Annotated in this window: 22 protein-coding genes; 8 read left to right on the top strand and 14 right to left on the bottom strand. The window is 63.7% G+C overall.

The features are described from left to right. Positions 1-154 precede the first annotated feature (154 nt). From IQ16_RS29415 to IQ16_RS45255, 4 genes are all read right to left on the bottom strand, one after another. A complete protein-coding gene (locus IQ16_RS29415) occupies positions 155-1,849 on the bottom strand; it encodes a TolC family outer membrane protein (RefSeq protein WP_018643108.1) in 1,695 nt (564 codons plus the stop codon). A 691-nt stretch (positions 1,850-2,540) separates the two neighbouring features. Continuing rightward, positions 2,541-2,759 (bottom strand): hypothetical protein, encoded by a 219-nt coding sequence (locus IQ16_RS29410; RefSeq protein WP_018643107.1) that lies wholly within the window; start codon positions 2,757-2,759, stop codon positions 2,541-2,543. Continuing rightward, positions 2,750-2,947, bottom strand: a complete 198-nt coding sequence (locus IQ16_RS29405) for a hypothetical protein (protein ID WP_244635888.1) — start codon at positions 2,945-2,947, stop codon at positions 2,750-2,752. Before IQ16_RS29405 ends, IQ16_RS29410 begins: the two co-directional genes overlap by 10 nt. Positions 2,948-3,368: 421 nt before the next feature. Then, positions 3,369-3,545: a hypothetical protein gene (locus tag IQ16_RS45255; protein ID WP_158646948.1), complete on the bottom strand. Its 177-nt coding sequence runs from the start codon at positions 3,543-3,545 to the stop codon at positions 3,369-3,371. Between the two features lie 401 nt (positions 3,546-3,946). Here IQ16_RS45255 and IQ16_RS29400 point away from each other — a divergent pair, with 401 nt between their 5' ends. Further along, positions 3,947-4,393 carry a hypothetical protein gene (locus IQ16_RS29400; RefSeq protein WP_145831895.1) on the top strand — a complete coding sequence of 149 codons (447 nt, stop codon included), beginning with the start codon at positions 3,947-3,949 and terminating at the stop codon, positions 4,391-4,393. 26 nt (positions 4,394-4,419) lie between these two features. Next, positions 4,420-4,683, top strand: a complete 264-nt coding sequence (locus tag IQ16_RS29395) for a hypothetical protein (RefSeq protein ID WP_018643103.1) — start codon at positions 4,420-4,422, stop codon at positions 4,681-4,683. A gap of 114 nt (positions 4,684-4,797) precedes the next feature. On the opposite strand, the gene IQ16_RS29390 is transcribed toward IQ16_RS29395, so the two are convergent. Together IQ16_RS29390 and IQ16_RS29385 are read right to left on the bottom strand one after the other, a co-directional pair. Further along, a complete protein-coding gene (locus IQ16_RS29390) occupies positions 4,798-5,016 on the bottom strand; it encodes a hypothetical protein (RefSeq protein WP_430648218.1) in 219 nt (72 codons plus the stop codon). A gap of 160 nt (positions 5,017-5,176) precedes the next feature. Then, on the bottom strand, positions 5,177-5,698 hold the full coding sequence (locus tag IQ16_RS29385; RefSeq protein ID WP_026312009.1) for a GNAT family N-acetyltransferase: 522 nt from the start codon (positions 5,696-5,698) through the stop codon (positions 5,177-5,179). A 188-nt stretch (positions 5,699-5,886) separates the two neighbouring features. Between IQ16_RS29385 and IQ16_RS29380 the strand changes: the two genes are divergently transcribed. The 4 genes from IQ16_RS29380 to fabI are packed head-to-tail and all read left to right on the top strand — an operon-like array spanning position 5,887 to position 11,129. Beyond that, positions 5,887-8,139, top strand: a complete 2,253-nt coding sequence (locus IQ16_RS29380) for a DUF3141 domain-containing protein (RefSeq protein WP_018643100.1) — start codon at positions 5,887-5,889, stop codon at positions 8,137-8,139. A 23-nt stretch (positions 8,140-8,162) separates the two neighbouring features. After that, positions 8,163-9,125, top strand: coding sequence for a phosphate acetyltransferase (locus IQ16_RS29375; protein ID WP_026312007.1), 963 nt, complete (start codon positions 8,163-8,165; stop codon positions 9,123-9,125). A gap of 4 nt (positions 9,126-9,129) precedes the next feature. Beyond that, positions 9,130-10,344, top strand: a complete 1,215-nt coding sequence (locus tag IQ16_RS29370; protein ID WP_018643098.1) for an acetate/propionate family kinase — start codon at positions 9,130-9,132, stop codon at positions 10,342-10,344. Further along, positions 10,341-11,129, top strand: a complete 789-nt coding sequence (gene fabI, locus IQ16_RS29365) for an enoyl-ACP reductase FabI (protein WP_018643097.1) — start codon at positions 10,341-10,343, stop codon at positions 11,127-11,129. The genes IQ16_RS29370 and fabI overlap by 4 nt, the downstream gene beginning before the upstream one ends. Positions 11,130-11,313: 184 nt before the next feature. On the opposite strand, the gene IQ16_RS29360 is transcribed toward fabI, so the two are convergent. From IQ16_RS29360 to IQ16_RS29340, 5 genes are all read right to left on the bottom strand, one after another. Next, entirely contained in the window at positions 11,314-11,772 is a 459-nt protein-coding gene (locus IQ16_RS29360) for a MaoC family dehydratase (protein ID WP_026312006.1), read from the bottom strand. A 10-nt stretch (positions 11,773-11,782) separates the two neighbouring features. Next, positions 11,783-12,433, bottom strand: coding sequence for a 3-oxoacid CoA-transferase subunit B (locus tag IQ16_RS29355; protein ID WP_018643095.1), 651 nt, complete (start codon positions 12,431-12,433; stop codon positions 11,783-11,785). A 4-nt stretch (positions 12,434-12,437) separates the two neighbouring features. Next, the gene (locus tag IQ16_RS29350) at positions 12,438-13,085 is read right to left on the bottom strand and encodes a CoA transferase subunit A (protein WP_018643094.1); all 648 of its coding nucleotides are present in this window, start codon (positions 13,083-13,085) and stop codon (positions 12,438-12,440) included. 93 nt (positions 13,086-13,178) lie between these two features. After that, complete coding sequence (locus IQ16_RS29345; protein ID WP_018643093.1) at positions 13,179-13,775, bottom strand: hypothetical protein; 597 nt, start codon at positions 13,773-13,775, stop codon at positions 13,179-13,181. Further along, positions 13,772-14,698 carry an alpha/beta fold hydrolase gene (locus tag IQ16_RS29340; protein ID WP_018643092.1) on the bottom strand — a complete coding sequence of 309 codons (927 nt, stop codon included), beginning with the start codon at positions 14,696-14,698 and terminating at the stop codon, positions 13,772-13,774. Before IQ16_RS29340 ends, IQ16_RS29345 begins: the two co-directional genes overlap by 4 nt. Before the next feature lie 131 nt (positions 14,699-14,829). Here IQ16_RS29340 and IQ16_RS29335 point away from each other — a divergent pair, with 131 nt between their 5' ends. Then, complete coding sequence (locus IQ16_RS29335; RefSeq protein ID WP_018643091.1) at positions 14,830-17,337, top strand: alpha/beta hydrolase; 2,508 nt, start codon at positions 14,830-14,832, stop codon at positions 17,335-17,337. Between the two features lie 9 nt (positions 17,338-17,346). Continuing rightward, entirely contained in the window at positions 17,347-18,216 is an 870-nt protein-coding gene (locus IQ16_RS29330) for an alpha/beta fold hydrolase (RefSeq protein WP_020607885.1), read from the top strand. A 33-nt stretch (positions 18,217-18,249) separates the two neighbouring features. Here IQ16_RS29330 and IQ16_RS29325 read toward each other — a convergent pair whose 3' ends face one another. From IQ16_RS29325 to IQ16_RS29315, 3 genes are read right to left on the bottom strand one after another with little or no spacing between them, the layout of a single operon-like run. Next, positions 18,250-18,867, bottom strand: a complete 618-nt coding sequence (locus IQ16_RS29325) for a HupE/UreJ family protein (protein WP_018643089.1) — start codon at positions 18,865-18,867, stop codon at positions 18,250-18,252. Beyond that, positions 18,864-19,469, bottom strand: a complete 606-nt coding sequence (locus tag IQ16_RS29320) for a HupE/UreJ family protein (protein WP_018643088.1) — start codon at positions 19,467-19,469, stop codon at positions 18,864-18,866. The genes IQ16_RS29325 and IQ16_RS29320 overlap by 4 nt, the downstream gene beginning before the upstream one ends. A 17-nt stretch (positions 19,470-19,486) precedes the next feature. Then, complete coding sequence (locus IQ16_RS29315) at positions 19,487-20,437, bottom strand: HupE/UreJ family protein (RefSeq protein ID WP_035666499.1); 951 nt, start codon at positions 20,435-20,437, stop codon at positions 19,487-19,489. Positions 20,438-20,459: the final 22 nt, after the last annotated feature.

Raw genomic sequence — 20,459 nt, 5'->3', positions numbered from 1 at the left:
CTGCGAGTTAATTCATTTACTTATTTGGGCAGTCGGGATTAACGATTAACAACCGCGCGCCCGAAATTCTATCCGTGCGTTATCGGGGTGGGCTGAAACAAAAAAAGCCCGCACAAATGTGCGGGCTTTTTCAATGGTTATTCGGCCGACGTTGCTATTTTGTAATCGGCGAGAATGCGGTCAGCAGCCAGTGGGGCTTCTCGGCCGCGGCATATGAGCTGCGCTGGTCGGCCGAGCTGTCGGGCGCGATCGGCCCGCCGGAGCCTTGCCGCTGCTGCGCAAACCAGGCCGACACGCCGGCAACCTTGGCTGACGCCGGCTCACCGGACCAGCGATCGCCGAAAGCCGACGTGGCAGGCTCGGTCGCAGCATAGGACAGCCGGACGGGGGCTGCCGTCGGCGCTGGGACGGCAGTCCGCAGCGGCTCCGAACCGCTCTGCGGCAGCGTCCAGCGGAACGTCGGCGCCTTGTAATCCGGCAGGCCGAACAGGTTGAGATCGGTCGGCGCTGCGTCGACAGGGGGAGGGGCCTTCAGATATTCGATCAGGGTTCCCGTCGCTGCGAGCAATTGATAGTCGGCAAACACCACAACCGCGCGCGCCGAGGTCAGCGAAACCTGGGCATTGAAGAACTGGTTCTGGGCGTTCAGGAGGTCGATGAGTGAGCGCTGGCCGAGCTCATACTCCTTCTGGAAGGCGGCGATGGTCTTCCGGGCCGCCTCCAGCTCGCTGGTCAGCGCCGCAATGCGGGTCTGCGTGACCGTGCGGGCGTTCCAGGCCTTGTCGATCGATTCATAGGCATCCCGCTGCAGGCGGGCGTGCCGTGCCGTCGCTTCCGTGAACCGTTCGGCCTTTTCCGAGCGATTCCAGGCGTCCTGGCCGCCGCGGAAGATGTCCCAGGACATCACCACCTTGCCGCTGTAGTCCTCATGGGTGACGGCGGGCGAGCCGGCGGCAGCAACATAGGGGAAGGAGTTGTCGTAATGCGTCGCCCGGCCTTCGAGATAGAATTTCGGGGCAAACAGGCCATCCGTGGACTTGAAGGCGTGCTTGGCGGCATCGACATCGGACTGGGCCGCGTTGATCGTGGAGTTGAACCGCAGCGTCACCGCGAGCGCTTCATCCCGGCTGGCCGGGAGCCCCCGCAACGTGCCCGGGAATCGCACATTGTAAGGCTCTATGCCGACGACCTTGCGGTACTTCGCCCGTGCATCCTCGAGGCTGCGACGAAATTCGGCGAGGGCCGCGCGAGCACTTTCGACGCGCTCCCTCGACTGCTCGAGGTCGCCTTCGCCGGCCCGGCCGCCCGAAAACCTGGAGTTCACGTTCGAGAAGATCTTCTCGTGATTGGCGACGTTCTGCTGGGCCAGGCTCACCATGCGCATATAGCGCACGACGTCGATGTAAGCTTCGGCGGCGTCGAGGGCGATCAGCTCGGTGCGTTCCTTGACCCGCGCTGCCGCGGCGTTCACCCGCGCATTCTGGCGCCACACCTCGTGGATGGAGGTGAAACCATCAAAAAGAAGCTGCCGGACAACGATCGATTCCTGGCTTCCATTTCGCCATGGCCCGGACCCCGTCGTTGGCACCGCAATGCTGGGAGCTATGAAACCGGGCGTCTGGTCGAACTTCTCCGGTCCGTAGCTGGCGTCGATGCGGACCTGCGGTAACAGCGTACTCTGGGTCTGACGAAGCTCGCTCTCGGTTGCGCGGCGATTGGCCGAAGCCTCACCCACCCCCGGATTGGTCTGCATCGCCTGTTTCAAGGCGTCGTTGATTGAGAATTGCTCGGCATTCGCGGGGGCGACGGCCAGGATGATCGTTGCGAAGGCTAAATGGGCCGGCTTCATGGTCCCCACCATAAAAGGCTTTTAACAAATATTATTGCTTGGGAAGAATTAGCAAAATGCTACGGCCGCACCTATGACATTTCAGTCACAGCTTGCAGTAATCGATCCGACGTCTCTTGCGCGAACGACACGGAGCCCGGCTCAGGCGGCCTGATAACTGCCTCTCAGGGCCTGCTGCGGCGCAAAAATTCTGCGTGTAATCTGCCCTCTAGCAACCTGATTTTACTGATCAATTGCGCTGCTGCCGTGCTGCGATGTGGCGGTTGCTCAATCTGTCCAATTCCGGATACCGCAGGCAGGGCAGGCCGGCCGCGGCGTTTTGCACCACGGGTTGCATGCGTCCCCCACTCCGGAGTTGGAGACCGGCCGGGGGCCGCCAGCATCGTCCGACCTTCGTCGATTCGGATCCCAGGGCGCGTCAAGAGCCGGGAGGTTCGACCAGCAATCGGCTTGCCTTCAATCGCCGGTCATCAGTGCGTGCCCTGACCTGCTCGCGTACGGTTGCCGGCGGGGCGATGTCCCGGTTCCATCCCCACGATGCCGCGGCCAGCACGCCCCGGGAAAAAACGGCACGCGCTTCCAAGTTGAGGACGGACAGCTAAGGCAGCCCTCCGGACGCAAACTTTGCTTAAGGTGTCAGACACATAGTGGATGCATTTCAGCGTGAGATTGAAAGGCATGAATTGTGAATTCAGATCTTCGAACCGAGCTGGAAAGCCTCATGGAAGACATCCAGAAGCGCCAACGGCACATTGAGGACCAGGTTTTTCTCATCAACATTCTCGAGCGAGACGGGCACATCACGCTCGACCAACAGGCCGTCCTCAGATTTGAACGCAAACAGCTGGCGCTTCAAATGGAGCGGCAGACGAACCTGCTCTTGAAAGCGCGGATCCGAGCCTAGCGCCATTCATTCTCAGGCAAGGTTCCCGGCGGAGGCTTGAGTTGCTCGAGCCCGTCGTCGATCGCCCGAATGTCTTCCTCCATCCGCTCGATGGTCCGGCTCGGATCAATGCCTGACACGGTCCGGAGTTGCTCGAGCAACTGGCGCCGATGCTCGCGCAGCTCTTCGAGCCCCCGCCGGTCCTTGAGCGCCACATGAGAGGCAACGATCAATTCTATGGATGATGGCAATGCAATACCCGTCGATTAAAAGCGTCGATTAAAGGCGTTTATTATAGAGCATTATCTGAACCGGAAAAGATCGTCTTCATCGACATGAGGACGATGGGGACCCGCCGGGAGCAGGCTGTCGTCTCGTTGGCGCAGACGCACAAGTCACTTGCTCTTCTTCCGAACGGCGACACGACCTGACGGTAAAAACCGTTCAATCCTGCTCTCAGCCGGAGCGCACACGGCACGACGGTGCGATCTATTCCGTGGCGACGCATCGCGTTGGTTTCGGTGCCTGACTGTCGTGTCGACGGATGTGCATCATGATGCCGCGCGAGCGCGTCCTTTACGGCCGGCGTTACGATCATTAATTTCGTCTCGATTTTTTTGATTTGTTTTGCCCGGGTCAGCAGCCATTTCGCCAAGGCAATTGCAGACGATGTGTGATCGTTGCTCGATCTTCGACAGGAAGATTCAAAGATTCAAGGATCTCGTCGTTCAGCTGTCCGATTTCGATGACGGCCTGGTCGAGCAGACCATCTGGAGAATAGCCAGGCTGCGGAGCATGAAGGCTGCGCTTCATACCGAAGACGGATCGCCCGATCCTTCTTCATGACCAGGGCCGGGGGACATGGCCGCCAGTCCTTCGATCCGGACGCGATATTCCAACGGCGCCGGCCGCTCGAAATGCAAATGGCGGGCGGCGCTGCTCCAGCCCCGGGAGGGAAATGCAAAATCCCGGTTGGCCGAGTCTGCGATTTCGTTGATCTAGATCAAAGCAAATCCGCATCCTTGGTCAATCACGCAGCGTGTATGAACCAGCCCCGCAGAGCATCAACCGCTCGGTTGAGATTGCGGGAAAAAAGGGAAAAGCGTTCGCCAGAACGTTGATGAAGCAGCCTTCTTTCGAGATTCCGCACAGCAATATCCGACGAGATCACCGGGCACTTATCACTGGGTGCACGCTCGACGGCACGAGGGGGCTTGGCAGGATCGGGAAAAATAGGCAATATTCAATTTTTGGACTTTGCCATGCCAGCTTATCTCGTCCGCTCAATCGACAGTCATCAGATCGTCGGCCTCTTCTCCGCCGACCATCCCAGAAGTCTCGCCCACTCAGTCCAGGAATGGACGGAGCGGGACCATTGCGAATACGTCGAATTGCCGTCCGGCGGCCTGGTATGGGCGGGGTCTGCGGTTCGAGTGCCGATGTGCCCGGGCATCGAGAGAGACACCGACTGGAGCCTCCCCGAATTGCCTTTCACGAGCGCGACGCTGTCTGAAACCTGGCTCAATGTGCTCTACGGCTACGCGCCCGGGCTTCGTTGGACGAAGTTCAGGGCCCGGAAGGCAGCGCAATCGACGTCAGCCAAACTTCCTGAGCCGGTGAGGTCGGCGCAGATCATTCCTCTGCGAAGACCGGGTGCCTAGCAAATGGCCAAGCGGGGAGATGACTCATGACGGCAGAGAAGCTGCGGAGTCATGTCACCTACTTGACCGAATTGGGGCCGGATTCCGAGGGACGCGATGTCTTCGTGGGCCTCACTTATGGGGAAACCGTCTGGTTGATCGATTACCGGGAGCGGCGTGCGCGCCGTGAGCCGGGATGGAGCCGCGATCAAGCGGCTGCTCGCGAATTGGCGGCAAGGCACTATACGGCACACCTCGAGATCGTGACCGCGCAGGCGGAAAAGCGTCTCGACAACCCGACCATCCACTAGCCTGTTTGGATTCCGCTGCCACTGTTCATCCGGCGTTCGGATGACGCGCAGCCTGTCCTGCGGATGCAGATCATCCGCAGAACTCAGCTTCCTCGTGTCCATTTCAACGGTGGTTCAGCGGCAGACATACGTCCCGTTGACCAGCACGCGAACGCATGCCGTGCCTGCGGCCGCAGCGCCAACGGCCGCGGTCCCGACGACGGCGCGCCGGGTGGTCCGGCGTGCCACGCCGGCGGCCGACACGGGCGTCAGCGGACGTCCGACGCGCGCATCTGCCTGGCTGAAGGATAGCGATGGTCCCTGGCCCGATGATCCATCGATGGAGACAGACATGCCAGCGCCGACCACGATGGTCGCAACAAACAGCTTACTGATCATACCCCACGTCATGACGATCTCCGTCTTTACAGCGATGCTGTCGACTGACCCACGGGCCGGGTGACGAACCGTTGATCAAGATCAAGGGAATATTGGAAATCGAGTTCGGGGATAATCAGGTCAGCTTCAGTGCCAGATGAATCGTTTGAGGGTCTCGCTTCGACGCAGGGCCGAAGCCGAGCCTCTCGAAGACCCGACGCATGGCCGTATTGTCCGACATCACTTCCGCCGTCAGTTCGGTCAGCCCGGACTCGCGCGCGAGCGCAATGAGATGTTGTGCCAGCAGCCTGCCGACGCCGCGTCCCTGCCAGGCATCGACGACGACAAAGGCCATCTCTGCGCTGCCGGGCGTAGCGACGACGTAGCGGCCTCCGCCTATGATGACGTTGCGGCCAGCATCCTCCGCACAGGCAACCAGCGCCACGTGATTCTCGAAGTCGATCTCCATGAAATAGGCGCGCTCGCTATCCGAGAAATGGCGCTTCGGTGCAAAGAAGCGACGCTGGCGTGTTTGCATGCTGGCCTGGTCCAGCGCGGCGAGCATGCCGGCCTCATCCTCCGGCCGGAGTGCCCGGATCTCGACCGCCGTGCCGTCACGTAGCGTCTCCCGGCAAGTGAAACTTGCTGGAGTCCCCATCGATGCGCGCCTTTCCACGTTCAGCCGTTTGCCGGTCGGTGCCGGCTGGCTCGGATCAAGCCTGCCGCGAAAGGCAGGTTGCCAAGCTTCGGCAGGGAACCTCGCGCGCCGTCACTGACCGTTGACCTAAATCAACGTCGGCACTCCGCGCGCTCCTTGAATGGCTGGACGCGAAGGCGAGGGCGAACATGGCGATGGCAAACATGGCGATGGACAATCTGAAACTGCCCGACCTGAAACTGCCTGATGGCCCGATGTCGGGTCTTGTGGCTTCCGCCGTCGAATACATGGTCGATGCCGGGCAACGCAGTGTGCTGCTTCTGGACATCATGCGTCAGCGCGGCGACCAGTATCGCGAGCATGTCGCGCAGGTCGCGCCGCATGTGCTGCAATATGCCGCCGAGTTGATCGTCGACGGCCGCACGCTGGAGGAGCCGGTCAACTACGCGCTGGTGCGCATCATTCCGCCCAAGGATATCGAGATCGACATGAGCCGGCGGCCGTTCGTGGTGGTCGATCCGCGTGCCGGCCACGGGCCGGGCATTGGCGGCTTCAAGGCAGACAGCGAGATCGGCGTCGCGATGAAGGCGGGGCATCCCTGCTATTTCATCGGCTTCCTGCCCGAGCCGGTGCCGGGCCAGACCATCGAGCGCATCGCGCGCGCGGAAGCGAAGTTCATCGAGACCGTCATCGGCCGTCATCCCGAAGCCGACGGCAAGCCCTGCGTGATCGGCAATTGCCAGGCCGGCTGGGCCGTCATGATCCTGGCATCGCTGCGGCCGGAGCTGTTCGGGCCCCTGATCATCGCCGGCGCGCCGCTGGCTTATTGGGCCGGCGTGCACGGCCAGTATCCGATGCGCTATTCCGGTGGCCTTTTGGGCGGAAGCTGGCTGACGGCGCTGACGAGCGACCTCGGCGCCGGCAAGTTCGACGGCGCCTGGCTGGTGCAGAACTTCGAGAACCAGAATCCGTCCAACACGCTCTGGACCAAGCAGTACAACGTCTATTCCAAGGTCGACACCGAAGCCGAACGCTATCTGGATTTCGAGCGCTGGTGGGGCGGCCACGTCAACCTCAATGCCGAGGAGATCCAGTTCATCGTCGACGAGCTGTTCATCGGCAACAATCTCGCCGCCGGCCGCATCGAGATGTCGAACGGACAGAAAGTCGACCTGCGCAATATCCGTTCGCCGATCGTGGTGTTCTGCTCCAAGGGCGACAACGTCACGCCGCCTCAGCAGGCGCTTAACTGGATCCTGGACTGCTATGCCGATGTCGACGAGATCAGGGCCTATGGCCAGACCATCGTCTATACCGTTCACGAGAGCATCGGCCATCTCGGCATCTTCGTGTCCGGCGGTGTCGCCAAGAAGGAGCATGCCGAGTTTTCAAGCAACATCGATTTGATCGATGTGCTTCCGCCCGGGCTCTATGAGGCGACGTTCGAGGCGAGGGGCGACGAGACGCTCAATGCCGATCTCGCGGCCGGGCAATGGGTGATGCGCTGTGAGGCCCGCACGCTCGATGATATCCGCGCGATGGGCGGCAATTCGCCCGAGGACGAGCGGCGGTTTGCCGCCGCCAAGCGCGTCTCGGAACTCAATCTGGCGGCCTATCAGAAGTTCGTCCAACCCTGGGTCAAGAAGATGGTGGCCCCGCAAATGGCGGACTGGGCGCGCAACATGCATCCGCTGCGAATGCAATATGAGGCCTTCAGCAGCAAGAATCCCTGGATGTCCACCATCCAGGCGGCCGCCGATCGCGTCGAGGACAACCGCAGGCCGGTCTCGAAGGACAATCCGTTCCTGGCAATCCAGGAGCAGATGTCGAAGCAGATTGTCCATGCGCTCGACAGCTGGCGCGACGCGCAGGAGGCCCTGAGCGAGACCATCTTCCTCAATGTCTACGGTTCGCCCTTGCTTCAGGCGGCCGTAGGGGTCGATCCGAATTCCGTGCCTTCGCAGCGCCGCGAGATGTCGGCGGAGCATCGCGCGATGCTCGAGCGGCGAATCTCCGAGCTGAAATCGCGCATCGGCGAGGGCGGGCTTCGCGAAGCGGCGATCCGATCGCTGCTCTATGTCGGCTCCGCCCGCGGCATGGTGGACGAACGCAGCATCGAGGCGCTCCGGCAGGTGCGGCGGGACCATGCCGGCCCCCGGATGACGCTGGCCGAATTCAAGATGCTGGTCCGCGAGCAGTTCTTCATGCTGCTGCTCGATCGCGAATATGCGCTGGCCGCGATCCCGAAATTGCTGCCCGACGACATGGGCCTGCGGCGCCAAGCCTTCGCCGCGATGCGCGAGGTGCTGTCGGCGAGCGAGGACATCACCGGCGAGCGCGCACATCGTCTGAAGCAGGTCGCCGGGCTTTTTGGCCTGGACGGAGAGGGAGAGCTGACGTCGAACGTCGCCCCTTTCGATTCAAAGGCAAAAGCGTCGTAACGCGGATTGGCGGGAGTGACATGATGTCGGCCGACACGACGGGAGCCCATTCCGGCAGCAAATACGACCGCCTGATCGCGGCGGCGAAGGCGGGGGTGCCCCTGCCGACCATCGTCGTCCACCCCTGCGACGAGACCTCGTTGCGCGGCGCCGTCGACAGTGCGAGCGCCGGCATCATCCGGCCGATACTCGTCGGGCCCGAGCGGAAGATCAGGGACACGGCCGCGAAATTCGGTCTCGACGTGTCCGGGTTCGAGATTGTCGATGCCGCGCATAGCGACGAAGCCGCGGCCAAGGGCGTCGAGCTCATCCACGCCGCCAAAGGCGATCTGCTGATGAAAGGCAGCCTTCACACCGACGAATTGATGCGCGCCGTCACGGCCAAGATCGGCGGTCTGCGCACCGACCGGCGGATCAGCCACGTCTTCGTCATGGACGTGCCGGCCTACGCCGAGACCATCTTCGTGACGGATGCCGCGATCAACATCTTCCCCGATCTCGACGCCAAGCGCGACATCATCCAGAACGCGATCGACCTCTACAACCAGGCCGGCTTTGGCAAGACCCCGCGGGTCGCGATCCTGTCGGCGGTCGAGACCGTGACCTCGAAAATTCCCTCGACGATCGAGGCGGCCGCCCTCTGCAAGATGGCCGATCGCGGCCAGATCACCGGCGGCAACCTCGATGGCCCGCTGGCGTTCGACAATGCGATCGACATGGAGGCTGCGCGGATCAAGGGAATCACCTCCGAGGTCGCCGGCCGCGCACAGATCCTGGTCGTTCCCGACCTCGAGGCCGGGAATATGCTGGCCAAGAACCTCGCCTATTTCGCCAAGGCGGACGGTGCGGGCATCGTGCTCGGTGCCCGCGTGCCGGTGGTGCTCACCTCGCGCGCGGATTCTCCACGCGCGCGCATGGCATCCTGCGCGGTTGCCGCGCTCTATGCTCGCGCCAGGCGCCAGAAGGCGCCGACAGTGGCGGCGTGACGCCATGGATACGATCCTCGTCGTCAATGCCGGCTCCTCCAGCGTCAAGTTTCAAGTCTTTTCGATCGAGGGCGAAGGGACCCTTCGGCGGCAGATCAAGGGACAGATCGATGGCATCGGCAGCCGGCCGCGTCTGCGGGCCGGCGGCACGAGCAACGGCCCATTGGTCGATCGCGCCTATCCGATCGAGGTCGTGCCGGATGTGCCGGCGGCAATGGCTGTCGCCGGCGACTGGTTGCGGAACGAGCTTCGGGTGACGCCGATCGCGGTCGGCCACCGCGTCGTGCATGGCGGTCCGGACTATTCGCGGCCGGTCGTGATCGACCACGGCGTCGTCTGCCGCCTCGAGCGCTTCGTCAGCCTGGCGCCGCTGCACCAGCCGCATAACCTGGCGCCGATCCGCTCGCTCCTCGCGAACTTCCCGACACTGCTCCAGGTCGCCTGTTTCGACACCGCCTTCCACCGTACGCACGATGCGGTCGCAGACCACTATGCCATTCCGCACCAGCTTCATGCCGAGGGCGTGCGGCGCTATGGCTTTCATGGCCTGTCCTATGAATACATCGCCCGGACGCTGCCCCGTGTCGCGCCCGAGATCGCCGCCGGACGCGTGATCGTCGCCCATCTCGGCAGTGGCGCCTCGATGTGCGCATTGAAGGATGGGCGCAGCGTCGAGAGTACGATGGGCTTCACGGCGCTCGATGGCCTGCCGATGGGAACGCGGCCGGGGCAGGTCGATCCCGGCGTGGTGCTCTATCTCATCTCGGAGAAGGGGATGTCCGCTCCGAGGGTTCAGGACTTTCTCTACCGCGAGTGCGGACTGAAGGGCCTGTCTGGCGTCAGCAACGACATGCGGGAGCTCGAGGCGAGCACCGATGCCCATGCAAGGCTCGCGATCGACTATTTCGTCTACCGGATCGGGCTCAGTGCCGGCATGTTGGCTGCGGCCTTGCAGGGTCTGGACGCCTTCGTCTTCACCGCCGGCATCGGCGAGAATTCGGCATCGATCCGGGCGCGCGTGGCGGAGCAGCTCGCCTGGCTCGGTGTAACCCTCGATGCCGACGAAAATGCCCGTCATTCACGGCTGATCTCGCATTCCGGCAGTCGCATCCCCGTCTACGTCGTCCCGACCGACGAGGAGCTGATGATTGCGCAGCACACGCTGGCGATGCTGGTCAACGGCTCGTCGCAAAACACACGATCTGTGAGGGTGTCATGATCCCAGTATTCCCGGACAGCAAGGTGGCCCTGAAGGGAAAGAAGGGCCTGATCGTCGGCATCGCCAATGACCAGTCCATCGCCTGGGGCTGTGCGCGGGCGTTTCGTGCGCTCGGCGCCGATCTCGCCGTCACCTACCTGAACGATCGCGCCAAGAAGCATGTCGAGCCCTTGGCGCAGGCGCTGCAGGCGCCGATCTTCATGCCGCTGGACGTGATGGTCGAAGGACAGACCGAAGCGGTATTCGACCGCATTGCGGCCGAGTGGGGCCAGCTCGACTTCCTGCTTCATTCCATCGCCTTCTCGCCCAAGGAGGCGTTGCACGGCCGCGTCGTCGATGTCGGCCGCGACGGTTTCCTCAAGACCATGGATGTCTCGTGCTGGTCGTTCATGCGCATGGCCCATCTCGCCGAGCCGCTGATGAAGAACGGCGGCACACTGTTCACCATGACCTATTACGGCAGCCAGATGGTGGTGGAGAACTACAACGTCATGGGCGTGGCCAAGGCCGCGCTCGAGGCGTCGGTGCGCTACATCGCGGCCGAGCTCGGTCCGAAGGGCATCCGCGTCCACGCGATCTCGCCGGGCCCGCTGGCGACGCGCGCCGCCTCAGGCATTCCCGAGTTCGACGAGCTCATGGACAAGGCGCAGTCGAAGGCGCCGTCGCGCAGTCTCGTCAGCATCGACGACGTCGGCAACGCCACGGCCTTCCTGGCGCTCGACGGCGCCAAGCTGATGACCGGCGGCGTGCTCTACATCGACGGCGGGTATCACATCATCGACTGAGCCCGGCCGCGTGTCGTCACGCCGGGTTGGCAGTCAGGAGGCTGTGGGCTGATCGTGGCATCATGGCAGTGTTTTGCCCGACGGGTCAAACTGCTTTCGCCGGCAGAAAAAAAGCCGGAAGAAGAACTGCAATGCGATCAATGCCCCCGCTACTGTGCATGGGGTTGTTTTCGACCTTTTTGATTCAGCGATAGTGCAGGGCGATCAGCTCGGCGATGCAGGCGGGCTTCTTGCCCCCATCGATCTCGATCACGAGGTGATAGTTGACGCGCAGCCCATCCGGCGGCACGTCTTCGGCTTCGGCGACGGTGACACGGCCGCGCAGTTTTGAGCCCGCCGGCACCGGCGCCAGATATCTGATCCGGTCGGCGCCGTAGTTCAACGTGTTGCGCAGGCCCTTCAGGCCGATCACCGAACGGATGAAGAGCGGCGCGAGCGCCAGCGACAGCAGGCCATGGGCGATGGTCTTGCCGCCGGGCATCTCCTTGGCTGCGCGCTCCTGGTCGACATGGATCCATTGCTCGTCGCAGGTCGCCTCAGCGAACTGGTTGATGCGCGCTTGCGACACCTCGACCCAGTCGCTGACGCCGATTTCGGTGCCGACGGCGGATTTGATCTCGCTGAAATCGCTGAATACGCGCATGGTCACCCCGTCAGATCTTCATTTCCGGCACAGTGTCGGGAATGGCGAGCTCGGCCTCCGTCACCGCTAGGACCTCGCCGATGCTGATGCCCGGCGCTGTTTCCAGCAGCGTCGCCTTGCCGTCGGGAAAGCCGATCACGGCCATGTCGGTGACGACGAGGTTCACCGGTCGTGCCGAGGTCAGGGGCAGCGTGCATTTGGACACGATCTTCGACTTGCCCTTGGCCGCGTGCTGCATCGCGACGATGACGCGCTTGGCACCGCTGACGAGATCCATCGCGCCGCCCATGCCCGGGACCATCTTGCCCGGGATCATCCAGTTGGCGAGCAGGCCGTGCGCATCGACCTGAAGGCCGCCCAGCACGGTGATGTCGACATGGCCTCCGCGGATCAGGCCGAACGACATCGCACTGTCGAAGATCGACGCCCCCGGAAGCGCGCTGATCGGCCGGCCGCCGGCGTCGGTGAGCAGGGGATGCGCCATTCCCTGCTCCGGTATCGGCCCGGTGCCGATCAGCCCGTTCTCGGATTGGAAGAAGACCTTGAGATCGGACGGAACGTAGTTCGCGACCAGCGTCGGGATGCCGATGCCGAGATTGACGAGATTGCCTTGGCGGAGCTCCTTGGCGACGCGCCGGGCGATGATGATCTGCGGATCCATGGGGTCACCCGTTCGCAATGATGTAGTCGACCAGCGGCGCCGGCGTGACGACGTGATCGGGCGCGATGACGCCGACGGGCACGATGTGCTCGGCCACGACGATGACCGTGTCGGCCGCCATGGCCATGATCGGATTGAAATTGCGCGCGGTCAGCGCGTAGGCGAGGTTGCCGAGATAGTCGGCGAGGAAGGCGTGGATCAGCGCGAACTGCGCGCGGATGGCGGTCTCCAGCAGGAACGGCTTGCCGTCGACCTCGATCTGGCGCTTACCCTCCGCAACGAGGGTGCCGACGCCGGTCGGCGTCAGCACGCCGCCCAATCCGCATCCGCCCGCCCTGATGCGTTCGACGAAGGTGCCTTGCGGCACGAGATCGACCGAGATCTGGTTGCCGAGCATCTGCTGCTGCGCCTTCGGATTGAGCCCGATATGCGTCGCCGTCAGCTTCGAGACCAGCGTCGCATCGAACAGCTTGCCGACGCCCTTGCCGGGCGTGGCCGCGTCGTTGCAGATCAGGGACAGGCCTGTCTTGTTCTGCCGGACCAGCTCATCCAGCAGGCGTTCCGGTGTCCCGACGGCCATAAACCCGCCGACCATGACGCTCGCGCCGGAGGGGATCATCGCGACGGCTTCTTCGACGGAAACGGCCTTCATGGTCGGACCTCCGGTCGGCAAGTGCAGGTGGAATTGCGGTCGATGTTGGAGGCGGGCGGTCCCGCGGCTTTGATCTGCGTCAAGGCCGCACGCTCATTGCTGCGGGACGACGCCGATGCTTTCCAGCGTCTCGTTCCAGAGTCTGCGCACCTCGGCATGCCGCCGGTCGAGCGCTGCGCTTACCGCGTCCCGGAAAGGAAGCAGATCCGGTCCCTTCAGGAACAGGATCTGCGCCTGCAGCAATCGACTGCTCTCGAACTCGATGCGGCGCAGCGCCGTCACGAAAGGATCGTTGGCATTGGCATCCGTCGGCAGCAGGGCCGCGGGCCGGATCCCGGCGTGAACGGCGTGCGCGAGGATGGCGAGCTGGACCGCCTGCGCGCGGACGTGATCGGCGATGCCTTCGATCGGTGCCGGAAGCCAAGCCATCTCCCAGGACGCGGCCATGGGGCCTAGCGCGAAATCCGGGACCCAGGTGGTCGCACGCATCAGAAGCGAAACGATCTCGCTCTCGCGATAGAGCTGGGCGTTCAGCTCGGTCTGCCAGGCCGCGTCGAACTTCGCGGGAAGAGCGAGCGCGAATTGCCGTGCCAGCGCGCCATGGGCGGAGAGCAGGAATGCGGAGACCCGCGACTGCTGACGCGGCGGCACGCGGCCGTCAGCTTCCAGTGGTCCGAGGAACGCACTCATGTTGCCGCCCTCTGCACTGGGATCGCGCGCAGATGGTCATACCCGTCCGGAAACGGCGACAAGTCTCCGCCGGCCTGTTCCGGCGCGATCAAGACCTGCTTGTTGCCCTGCCAGCGGCCGGCCATCACGTCCTCGGCAAAGCGCGCCAGCAGGTCTGCGGTGAGGGCCGCCTTTTCGAGCGTGAAGGCGTGATAGGCCTTCGGGATGATCACGAGGGCGCTGTCGGGAATCTCGACCCGGAGGGTCTCGTGCAACGCACGCGGCGTGAGGAAGTCGAACTCGCCATTGAGGATCATGGTCGGGGCGGTGATGGAGGAGAGCTGCGGCGTCAGCGGCTTGAAGTCGAGAAAGGACTCCATCAGGTTCTGAAGCGCGTAGACGTCGTTCACCAGCCAGCCCTGGCGCTTCACGCTGTCGAGCTTGTCCAGCAACGGCTTCAGCCATTGATCCGAGAGGTTCATCGGCAGCAACAGATCCTGGAGATAACCGGTGCCGCCAAGGATGAGGCCGGTGCGCAGGGCATTGCCGATCAGCAGCAGTTGCGGCGAAAGCTCCGCAAAGCAGCTCATCGGCACCAGTCCGGACAGCCGCGCGCGGTGCTCGATGGCATAGCGCAGCGCGATCAGTCCGCCGAAACTGATGCCGCCGAGAAAGACCGGGCCGTCGCCGAGCTCGCCGATCAGGCGATGCAGCACGGCGACGTGGTCGTCCTGGTTGATGAACAGCGCAGGCTTGTCGGAGGCGCCCTGGCCGAGCAGATCGAATGTCGCGACGCGAAAGTGCCGTGCGATCAGCGCATCGCGATAGGCGCCCCAGAGCTCGGAATATTGCGTGAGCCCGTTGACCAGCACATAGGCCGGCGCACCCGCCGGCCCCTCAAGCTCATAGCGGATCCGATATGAGCCGTGACTGAGGAAGGGCATTGCGGGCACCGGCCGGCGTGACGATGGCCGCGATCCTCGCCGCGAGCGTGGGGATTCCATTGAGCTAAATCAAACCTCCCGGGGGCACGCAACCTAGCGTGCGCGCAAAACACTGCCAGGAGGAATTCGCCATGACCGGGAGAAGCGCGCTCAAGCGTTGCATCGTCAGCCTGATCTTGTTGCTGGTTGGCACCGCGCTTGCGGTGGCGCAGCCGTTCACGCGCCGCTCGTCGCAGATGCAGCATGACGGTCTCAAGAAGACCTATGAGATCGCGAATTTCCGCCTCGGCGGAAGGTACGACCTGGCCGATCCCTCGAAATGGGAAAATGGCGGCGAGGGCGGCGTGACGCTGGAGTCGCTTGGCGGCGGCAAGCTGCGCACCGGCTACATCGCGATCGGCAACGCGCGGCGCAATGCCGCCGGCGAGATCACCAATGCCGTCGTGATCAACTCCTATTACTCCGGCGACTCCACCGACATGTATGAGCAGTGGGTCAAAGGCGCCGCCCTGTCAGGCGGCGTCCCGGTCATCGGCCCGGGCCGGCCGATCGACACCGACCGCTATTACGTCATCATGGTCGATCCGCTCGGCACCTGGGGTGCGAGCAAGCCGTCCGACGGTCTCGGCATCAAGTTTCCGCAGTACAGCTACTACGACATGGTGCAGGCGAACTACCGCCTGCTGCGCGACGAGCTGAAGGTCGCGCGCGTCGCGCTGGTCACCGGCGTCTCCATGGGCGGCACCCAGACCTATGTCTGGGGGGTCATGCATCCCGAATATATCGGCGCGTTGATGCCGATCGGCGGCACCACGCAGTCCGATGGCGAGGATCCCGTCGGCAACTGGACCTTCCAGATGATGACAGCCGCGATCCAGGGCGATCCGGTCTGGCAGGCGACCAAGGGTGACTATTACAAGCTGCCCAAGGAGAAGCACCCGGTGCCGGGCGTGGCCTTCGGCTGGTCGATCCTCGGTATGACGGGCTACGACTTCGCCTTCCGCACCACTCAGAACTGGGCGGCCGTCCAGCCCGAAATTTTCTACTGGGACCCGCCGAACGAGAAAGCCGGCTTGAACGTCACCAACCGCGCCAAGCTCTATGACGCGGTCGATCTGGTCTGGCGCAACCGGGTGGGCGAGACGCACAACGTCAATCCCTATCTCGGCCGCATCCAGGCGCGCACGCTGGTGATGCACATCACCAACGATCTCTGGCTGAACTTCAAGCTCGCCCAGAAGGCCGTCGATCGCGTGCCCGGCGCGGATCTGATCGCCGAGGAAAGCCCGGTCGCGCACTACGGCGTGTTCCCGCTGATCAACAATCGAAAGAACGATCCGAAGTTCGTCGCGTTCATGGACGACGTTGCGAGCCTCGATCGTGCGCAGAAATTCGTCGACAAGAATTATCGTGTGGCCGACGTCGCCCAGAACATCGATCCGAAGAAGTCGTTCTGGAAGGCGTATGTGACCTATCCCTATCCGGTCAAGTTCGGCAATGCCAAGGACAAGAGCGGCAATTCCTGGGAAATCGGGTACATGGACGAGTATGCCGGCACCGACAAGGATCCGAAGGTGCTCGTCATCATCCACGGCAAGGGCGCCTTCGGCGGGCACTACGGCAACATCATGCAGTATGCCTTGCGCAGCGGCCTGCGCGTGATCGTACCAGACCTGCCGCATTACGGCATGTCCGGGCCCGGCAATCTCGACAAGAGCCCCGCGCGGACCATGCAGGACATGCGCGAGGTCATCTACGATCTCGTCGTCAACCAGCTCGGCGTGAAGAAGGCCTATTATCTCGGCCACTCGCTCGGCGGTCAGTTCGTGGTGGGCTACGCGCTGACCTGGCCCGATGCGGTGCAGGGCCTCGCCCTGGAAGCACCCTCCGGCCTCGAGGAATATCCGCGCGAGATCACCATCGCCAAGGACAAGAAAGCGCCTCTCTTCGCGGACGGCCTCGGCCGGGATTTCGACAAGTGGAAGCAAGTCTGGGACCAGACCGGCATCCTCGCGGCGGAGAAGGCGCGCGACGAGCAGAACATCCGTGACTTCTTCTATTTCAAGAAGCGTGATCCGAACACCGGCGCGGTGTCGGCGGCCAAGAGCGGGTACTTCTTCAGCGACAGCGAATATGCCCGCTTCCACACCGAGCAGCGCGTCGGGCTCACCAAGGGCAACCCGAAGGAGCTCGAGCAATGGTGCAACGTCTTCATCTTCGACATCTACACGATCGGAGCGGAGCTCCAGCAGGATGATCCAAAGAACCTCTATGAGCGCGTCATCCAGATCAAGGCGCCGATCTTCCTGTCATTCGGCGACAAGGAGCCGTTCATCCCGACGCCCGCCTTCAACGGGCTCACGGACCTCGGGCGCGACGTCATCACGCCGTTCATGTCGCGGATGACCAATGCCGGCAACCGGCCGATCCTCAAGATCTATCCGGAGACCGGACATTTCATCCATACGGATAACCCGGTCGAGTTCTCCGTCGATGTGGTGGACTTCGTCACCAAGGGAACGGTCGACACGTCGTCGCCGCTCGGCACCGACCGCATGATCCGGGGCGCGGTGGCATCGGCGCTGCCGGTGGCGCCAACGCCTCCCGGCGCGGCGCCGACGGCGGGCCTCAACAAATAGGACGTGCTGATGCCACTGGTGCAGGCGGGCGAGGTTCAGCTTGGCTGGCGAGAGTGGGGGCAGGGCGACGTGACCGTCGTCTTCATCCACGGCAATCTCGCCAGCAAGGACTGGATCGAACTTGCCGCGCCGCTGTTTCCAAAGGGGCTGCGCGTCATCGGCCTGGACTGGCGCGGGTGCGGTGACAGCGACCGGCCGAAGCCGAATGCGCACTATTCCAACTATTCCATGCAGCAGCACGCCCAGGACATGCTGGCGGCCCTCGACACGCTGGACATTGGCTATTGCCATCTCGCGACGCATTCGACCGGCGGCATCATCGCTGCGCGCATGCTGCTGATGCAGCCGCAGCGCTTTGGGCGCGTGCTCGCGCTCGATCCGGTGACGCCGCTCGGCATGGCCTTCAATGCCGACCAGATCGGCTTGTTCCGGTCGATGATGACGAGCAAGGCGTTGACTCGGACGGTCATGGCCACGGCGGCGTCCTCGCTGTTCGTGCCGGAGAGCATGGAGCCGAACGCCGTCCCGCGCTTCCGCGAAGGGCTGGGCGAGATCGAGGCGCTGTTCGACCGCATCATCGACCAGACGTTTGACGTCTCGGAAGGAATCTGGATCGGCACCCCCGTCAATCTCACGCGCGAAAAGGAATGCCGCGAGCTCGAGCGCCGCATGCCGGAATTGCGGCATCCGCATATGGTGCTGTGGGGTGAAAGGGACGGCTGGATTGCGCCGGACGATCTTCGCGTGATGGCCAAGGCGATGCCGGATTGCCGTCTCGTGATCGTGCCCGGCATCGGGCATTCGATGAATCTCGAACGCCCCGCGCTCTATGCCGGCTATTTCGGCGGCTGGTTTGGCGGACTGCCTTCCAGCTCCTAACCGATCTTGCAACAAGGGCGGTCCTGACGCCTCTCATGACGCCAGTGCAAGGCTCGCCATCATCAGACCGATCGCGGCGATCCAGCCGCCAAGTGCGCGGACGGCGATGGCGCGCCAGGATGTTGGGCTGTCCGAGTTCGTTCGCTTGAACACCGCGGTCAGCGCCATCGTCAGGGTGATGGCGGCATAGCCGACGCACGTCAATCCTGCAGCAAACAGCACCCGATCGGTTTCGGGCGCGAGGTCGGCGCCATTCGCGGCGCCCCGGATCACGGCGACCGCGAAAGCCATCGCGCAGAGCAGCACTGTGGGCACTTGCGCCGCTGCCGCGAGCAGCAGGCCGATTGCCAGCATCATTGCCGCGTCCGCAAGCTGTGTGGAAGCCGTCCCGAAGACGTGCCCGAGCAGCAAGCCGATTAGCAGCCCGAGCGGAAACACGGCGATGAGCCAGCGCCCCCTGGCGGCTCCGAGCGTACCCGCCAGCACGCCGGTCGCGCTCCAGAGAACGACATCCTGGAGGTCGATGAGGGGATGCACGACACCCATGTAGAAATCGCCGAGGCGGGCCGCGACGATATGCGCCTCGGCGGCGTTTCCGCCAGCGAGCAGCATCGCTGTCGCGATCAACAGGCGCGTGGAATTCAGCTTCATGCGAAGGCCCCGACGCCTTGCGCAAGGAAATAGCAGCCGATGGCCGCGATGCCGGCCCCAAGCCCTTGAATCACGCGCTCGCCGACGGGCCAGCGCGTCAGCGTGCCGAGCGCGATGCCGCACAGATGTAAGAGGCCGGTGGCGGTGACGAAGCCGATGCCATAGGCCAGCGCATTCGCCGCGCGCGGCAGCTCGGCGCCGTGCGCATGGCCGTGAAAGATGGCGAACACCGCGACGACGACGGCGGCCGCGGCAAAGGGCAGGCGCAGCCGGGCGGCAACGGCTATTCCCAGGATCACGGCGGAAACCGCAATCATCACCTCCGGCATCGGGAGCGGCACATGCAGCACGCCCAGCACTCCGCCAATCGCCATGACGAGCGGGAATGTGATCGGCAGGATCCAGATCGCCGGCGCGCCGAGCTGCGCGCCCCAGATGCCGACGGCCACCATCGCGATCAGATGGTCGATGCCCGTGACCGGATGAAGCAGGCCGCTGAGGAGGCCGCCCGCCACGCCCGCCTGCTCATGCGCGAGAGCCGGTTGCGTCAGCGCGAACGAAACGATCGCGGTCGTGAGGGGGAGGGGAAGGCGCAAAGACATTGTGTTGGGACTCTCGCTCAGATCACGGCGAACACGCGCACCAGACGGCCGAAGAACCAGAACATCGACACCGACCCGATCAGGTAGGCCGGAAGCGCCTCGCCCCAGCGCGGCACGACCGCATCGAGCCGGCGGTGCGCCCAGATCAGGGCGAGCACCAGCAGCACGAAGGCGAGCTGTCCGATCTCCACGCCGACGTTGAAGAACAGCAACGCCGCGGGCAGCAGTCGGCGTTCGAGCCCGAGTCCCGCGAGCGCGCTTGCGAAGCCGATGCCGTGCACCAGGCCGAAGCTGAACGCCACGATCCAGGGATAGCGGGCGGTGAGCCCGATCTCGCCGCGCTGCTGCTTGACGATTTCCACTCCGACGAAGGCGATGCTCAGTGCGATGCAGGCGTTGAGCGGTCGTTCCGGCACGCCGATCAGGCCGAAAGCGGCCGCAGCAAGCGAAGCGCTGTGACCGATCGTGAAGGCCGTAATCGTCTTCACCAGACGCCAGCCGCCGCCGACGATCCAGATCAGGCCCAGCACGAACAGCAGATGATCGGCGCCGAGCAGGATGTGATCGATGCCGTAGTTCACATACGTCCTGGCCAGCTCGAGCCATACCTCGAGCGTCGGCGCGCCGATGCCGAGGACAGAGACGACAGGATTGGCCGTCGAGATCGTGTAGCTGCGCGGTTCGCCCTCGATCGGGATGACCTTGATCAGGACGACCGACATGTTGGAGCCGAGATTGGTGATGGTGATCGGCCCCACCAGCCCCTTCGCGCCGCAGTTCATCTCGGGCAGGCGGAGAAAGCAGTGCGGCGGTACCCGCAGGTCGACCCGCGATGCGCCAATCGAGGGCTCGATGCTCCAGCGGCCGACGAAGGCGCCGGGCCGGACCTCGCGGAATTCGAGCACGCCCATTGCCGCTTCATGCGCACTGACGGCCGATGGCCGGATGAGTACGGCCAGGGCCAGCATCAAAGCCAGCAGCGCCAATCGC

The organism is Bradyrhizobium huanghuaihaiense (assembly GCF_007830635.1).
Classification (GTDB): domain Bacteria; phylum Pseudomonadota; class Alphaproteobacteria; order Rhizobiales; family Xanthobacteraceae; genus Bradyrhizobium; species Bradyrhizobium huanghuaihaiense.
The sequence above is the reverse complement of the archived record's forward strand: the minus strand, read 5'-3'. Positions and strand labels throughout refer to the sequence as shown.

Excerpts from the sequence above, each read along its gene's own strand:
- IQ16_RS29415 (WP_018643108.1), bottom strand. The coding sequence starts at position 1,849 with ATGAAGCCGGCCCATTTAGCCTTCGCAACGATCATCCTGGCCGTCGCC.
- IQ16_RS29410 (WP_018643107.1), bottom strand. The coding sequence starts at position 2,759 with ATGGCGCTAGGCTCGGATCCGCGCTTTCAAGAGCAGGTTCGTCTGCCG.
- IQ16_RS45255 (WP_158646948.1), bottom strand. The coding sequence starts at position 3,545 with ATGAAGCGCAGCCTTCATGCTCCGCAGCCTGGCTATTCTCCAGATGGT.
- IQ16_RS29395 (WP_018643103.1), top strand. The coding sequence starts at position 4,420 with ATGACGGCAGAGAAGCTGCGGAGTCATGTCACCTACTTGACCGAATTG.
- IQ16_RS29390 (WP_430648218.1), bottom strand. The coding sequence starts at position 5,016 with ATGTCTGTCTCCATCGATGGATCATCGGGCCAGGGACCATCGCTATCC.
- IQ16_RS29385 (WP_026312009.1), bottom strand. The coding sequence starts at position 5,698 with ATGGGGACTCCAGCAAGTTTCACTTGCCGGGAGACGCTACGTGACGGC.
- IQ16_RS29380 (WP_018643100.1), top strand. The coding sequence starts at position 5,887 with ATGGCGATGGCAAACATGGCGATGGACAATCTGAAACTGCCCGACCTG.
- IQ16_RS29375 (WP_026312007.1), top strand. The coding sequence starts at position 8,163 with ATGTCGGCCGACACGACGGGAGCCCATTCCGGCAGCAAATACGACCGC.
- IQ16_RS29370 (WP_018643098.1), top strand. The coding sequence starts at position 9,130 with ATGGATACGATCCTCGTCGTCAATGCCGGCTCCTCCAGCGTCAAGTTT.
- fabI (WP_018643097.1), top strand. The coding sequence starts at position 10,341 with ATGATCCCAGTATTCCCGGACAGCAAGGTGGCCCTGAAGGGAAAGAAG.
- IQ16_RS29360 (WP_026312006.1), bottom strand. The coding sequence starts at position 11,772 with ATGCGCGTATTCAGCGATTTCAGCGAGATCAAATCCGCCGTCGGCACC.
- IQ16_RS29355 (WP_018643095.1), bottom strand. The coding sequence starts at position 12,433 with ATGGATCCGCAGATCATCATCGCCCGGCGCGTCGCCAAGGAGCTCCGC.
- IQ16_RS29350 (WP_018643094.1), bottom strand. The coding sequence starts at position 13,085 with ATGAAGGCCGTTTCCGTCGAAGAAGCCGTCGCGATGATCCCCTCCGGC.
- IQ16_RS29345 (WP_018643093.1), bottom strand. The coding sequence starts at position 13,775 with ATGAGTGCGTTCCTCGGACCACTGGAAGCTGACGGCCGCGTGCCGCCG.
- IQ16_RS29340 (WP_018643092.1), bottom strand. The coding sequence starts at position 14,698 with ATGCCCTTCCTCAGTCACGGCTCATATCGGATCCGCTATGAGCTTGAG.
- IQ16_RS29335 (WP_018643091.1), top strand. The coding sequence starts at position 14,830 with ATGACCGGGAGAAGCGCGCTCAAGCGTTGCATCGTCAGCCTGATCTTG.
- IQ16_RS29330 (WP_020607885.1), top strand. The coding sequence starts at position 17,347 with ATGCCACTGGTGCAGGCGGGCGAGGTTCAGCTTGGCTGGCGAGAGTGG.
- IQ16_RS29325 (WP_018643089.1), bottom strand. The coding sequence starts at position 18,867 with ATGAAGCTGAATTCCACGCGCCTGTTGATCGCGACAGCGATGCTGCTC.
- IQ16_RS29320 (WP_018643088.1), bottom strand. The coding sequence starts at position 19,469 with ATGTCTTTGCGCCTTCCCCTCCCCCTCACGACCGCGATCGTTTCGTTC.
- IQ16_RS29315 (WP_035666499.1), bottom strand. The coding sequence starts at position 20,437 with ATGCTGGCCCTGGCCGTACTCATCCGGCCATCGGCCGTCAGTGCGCAT.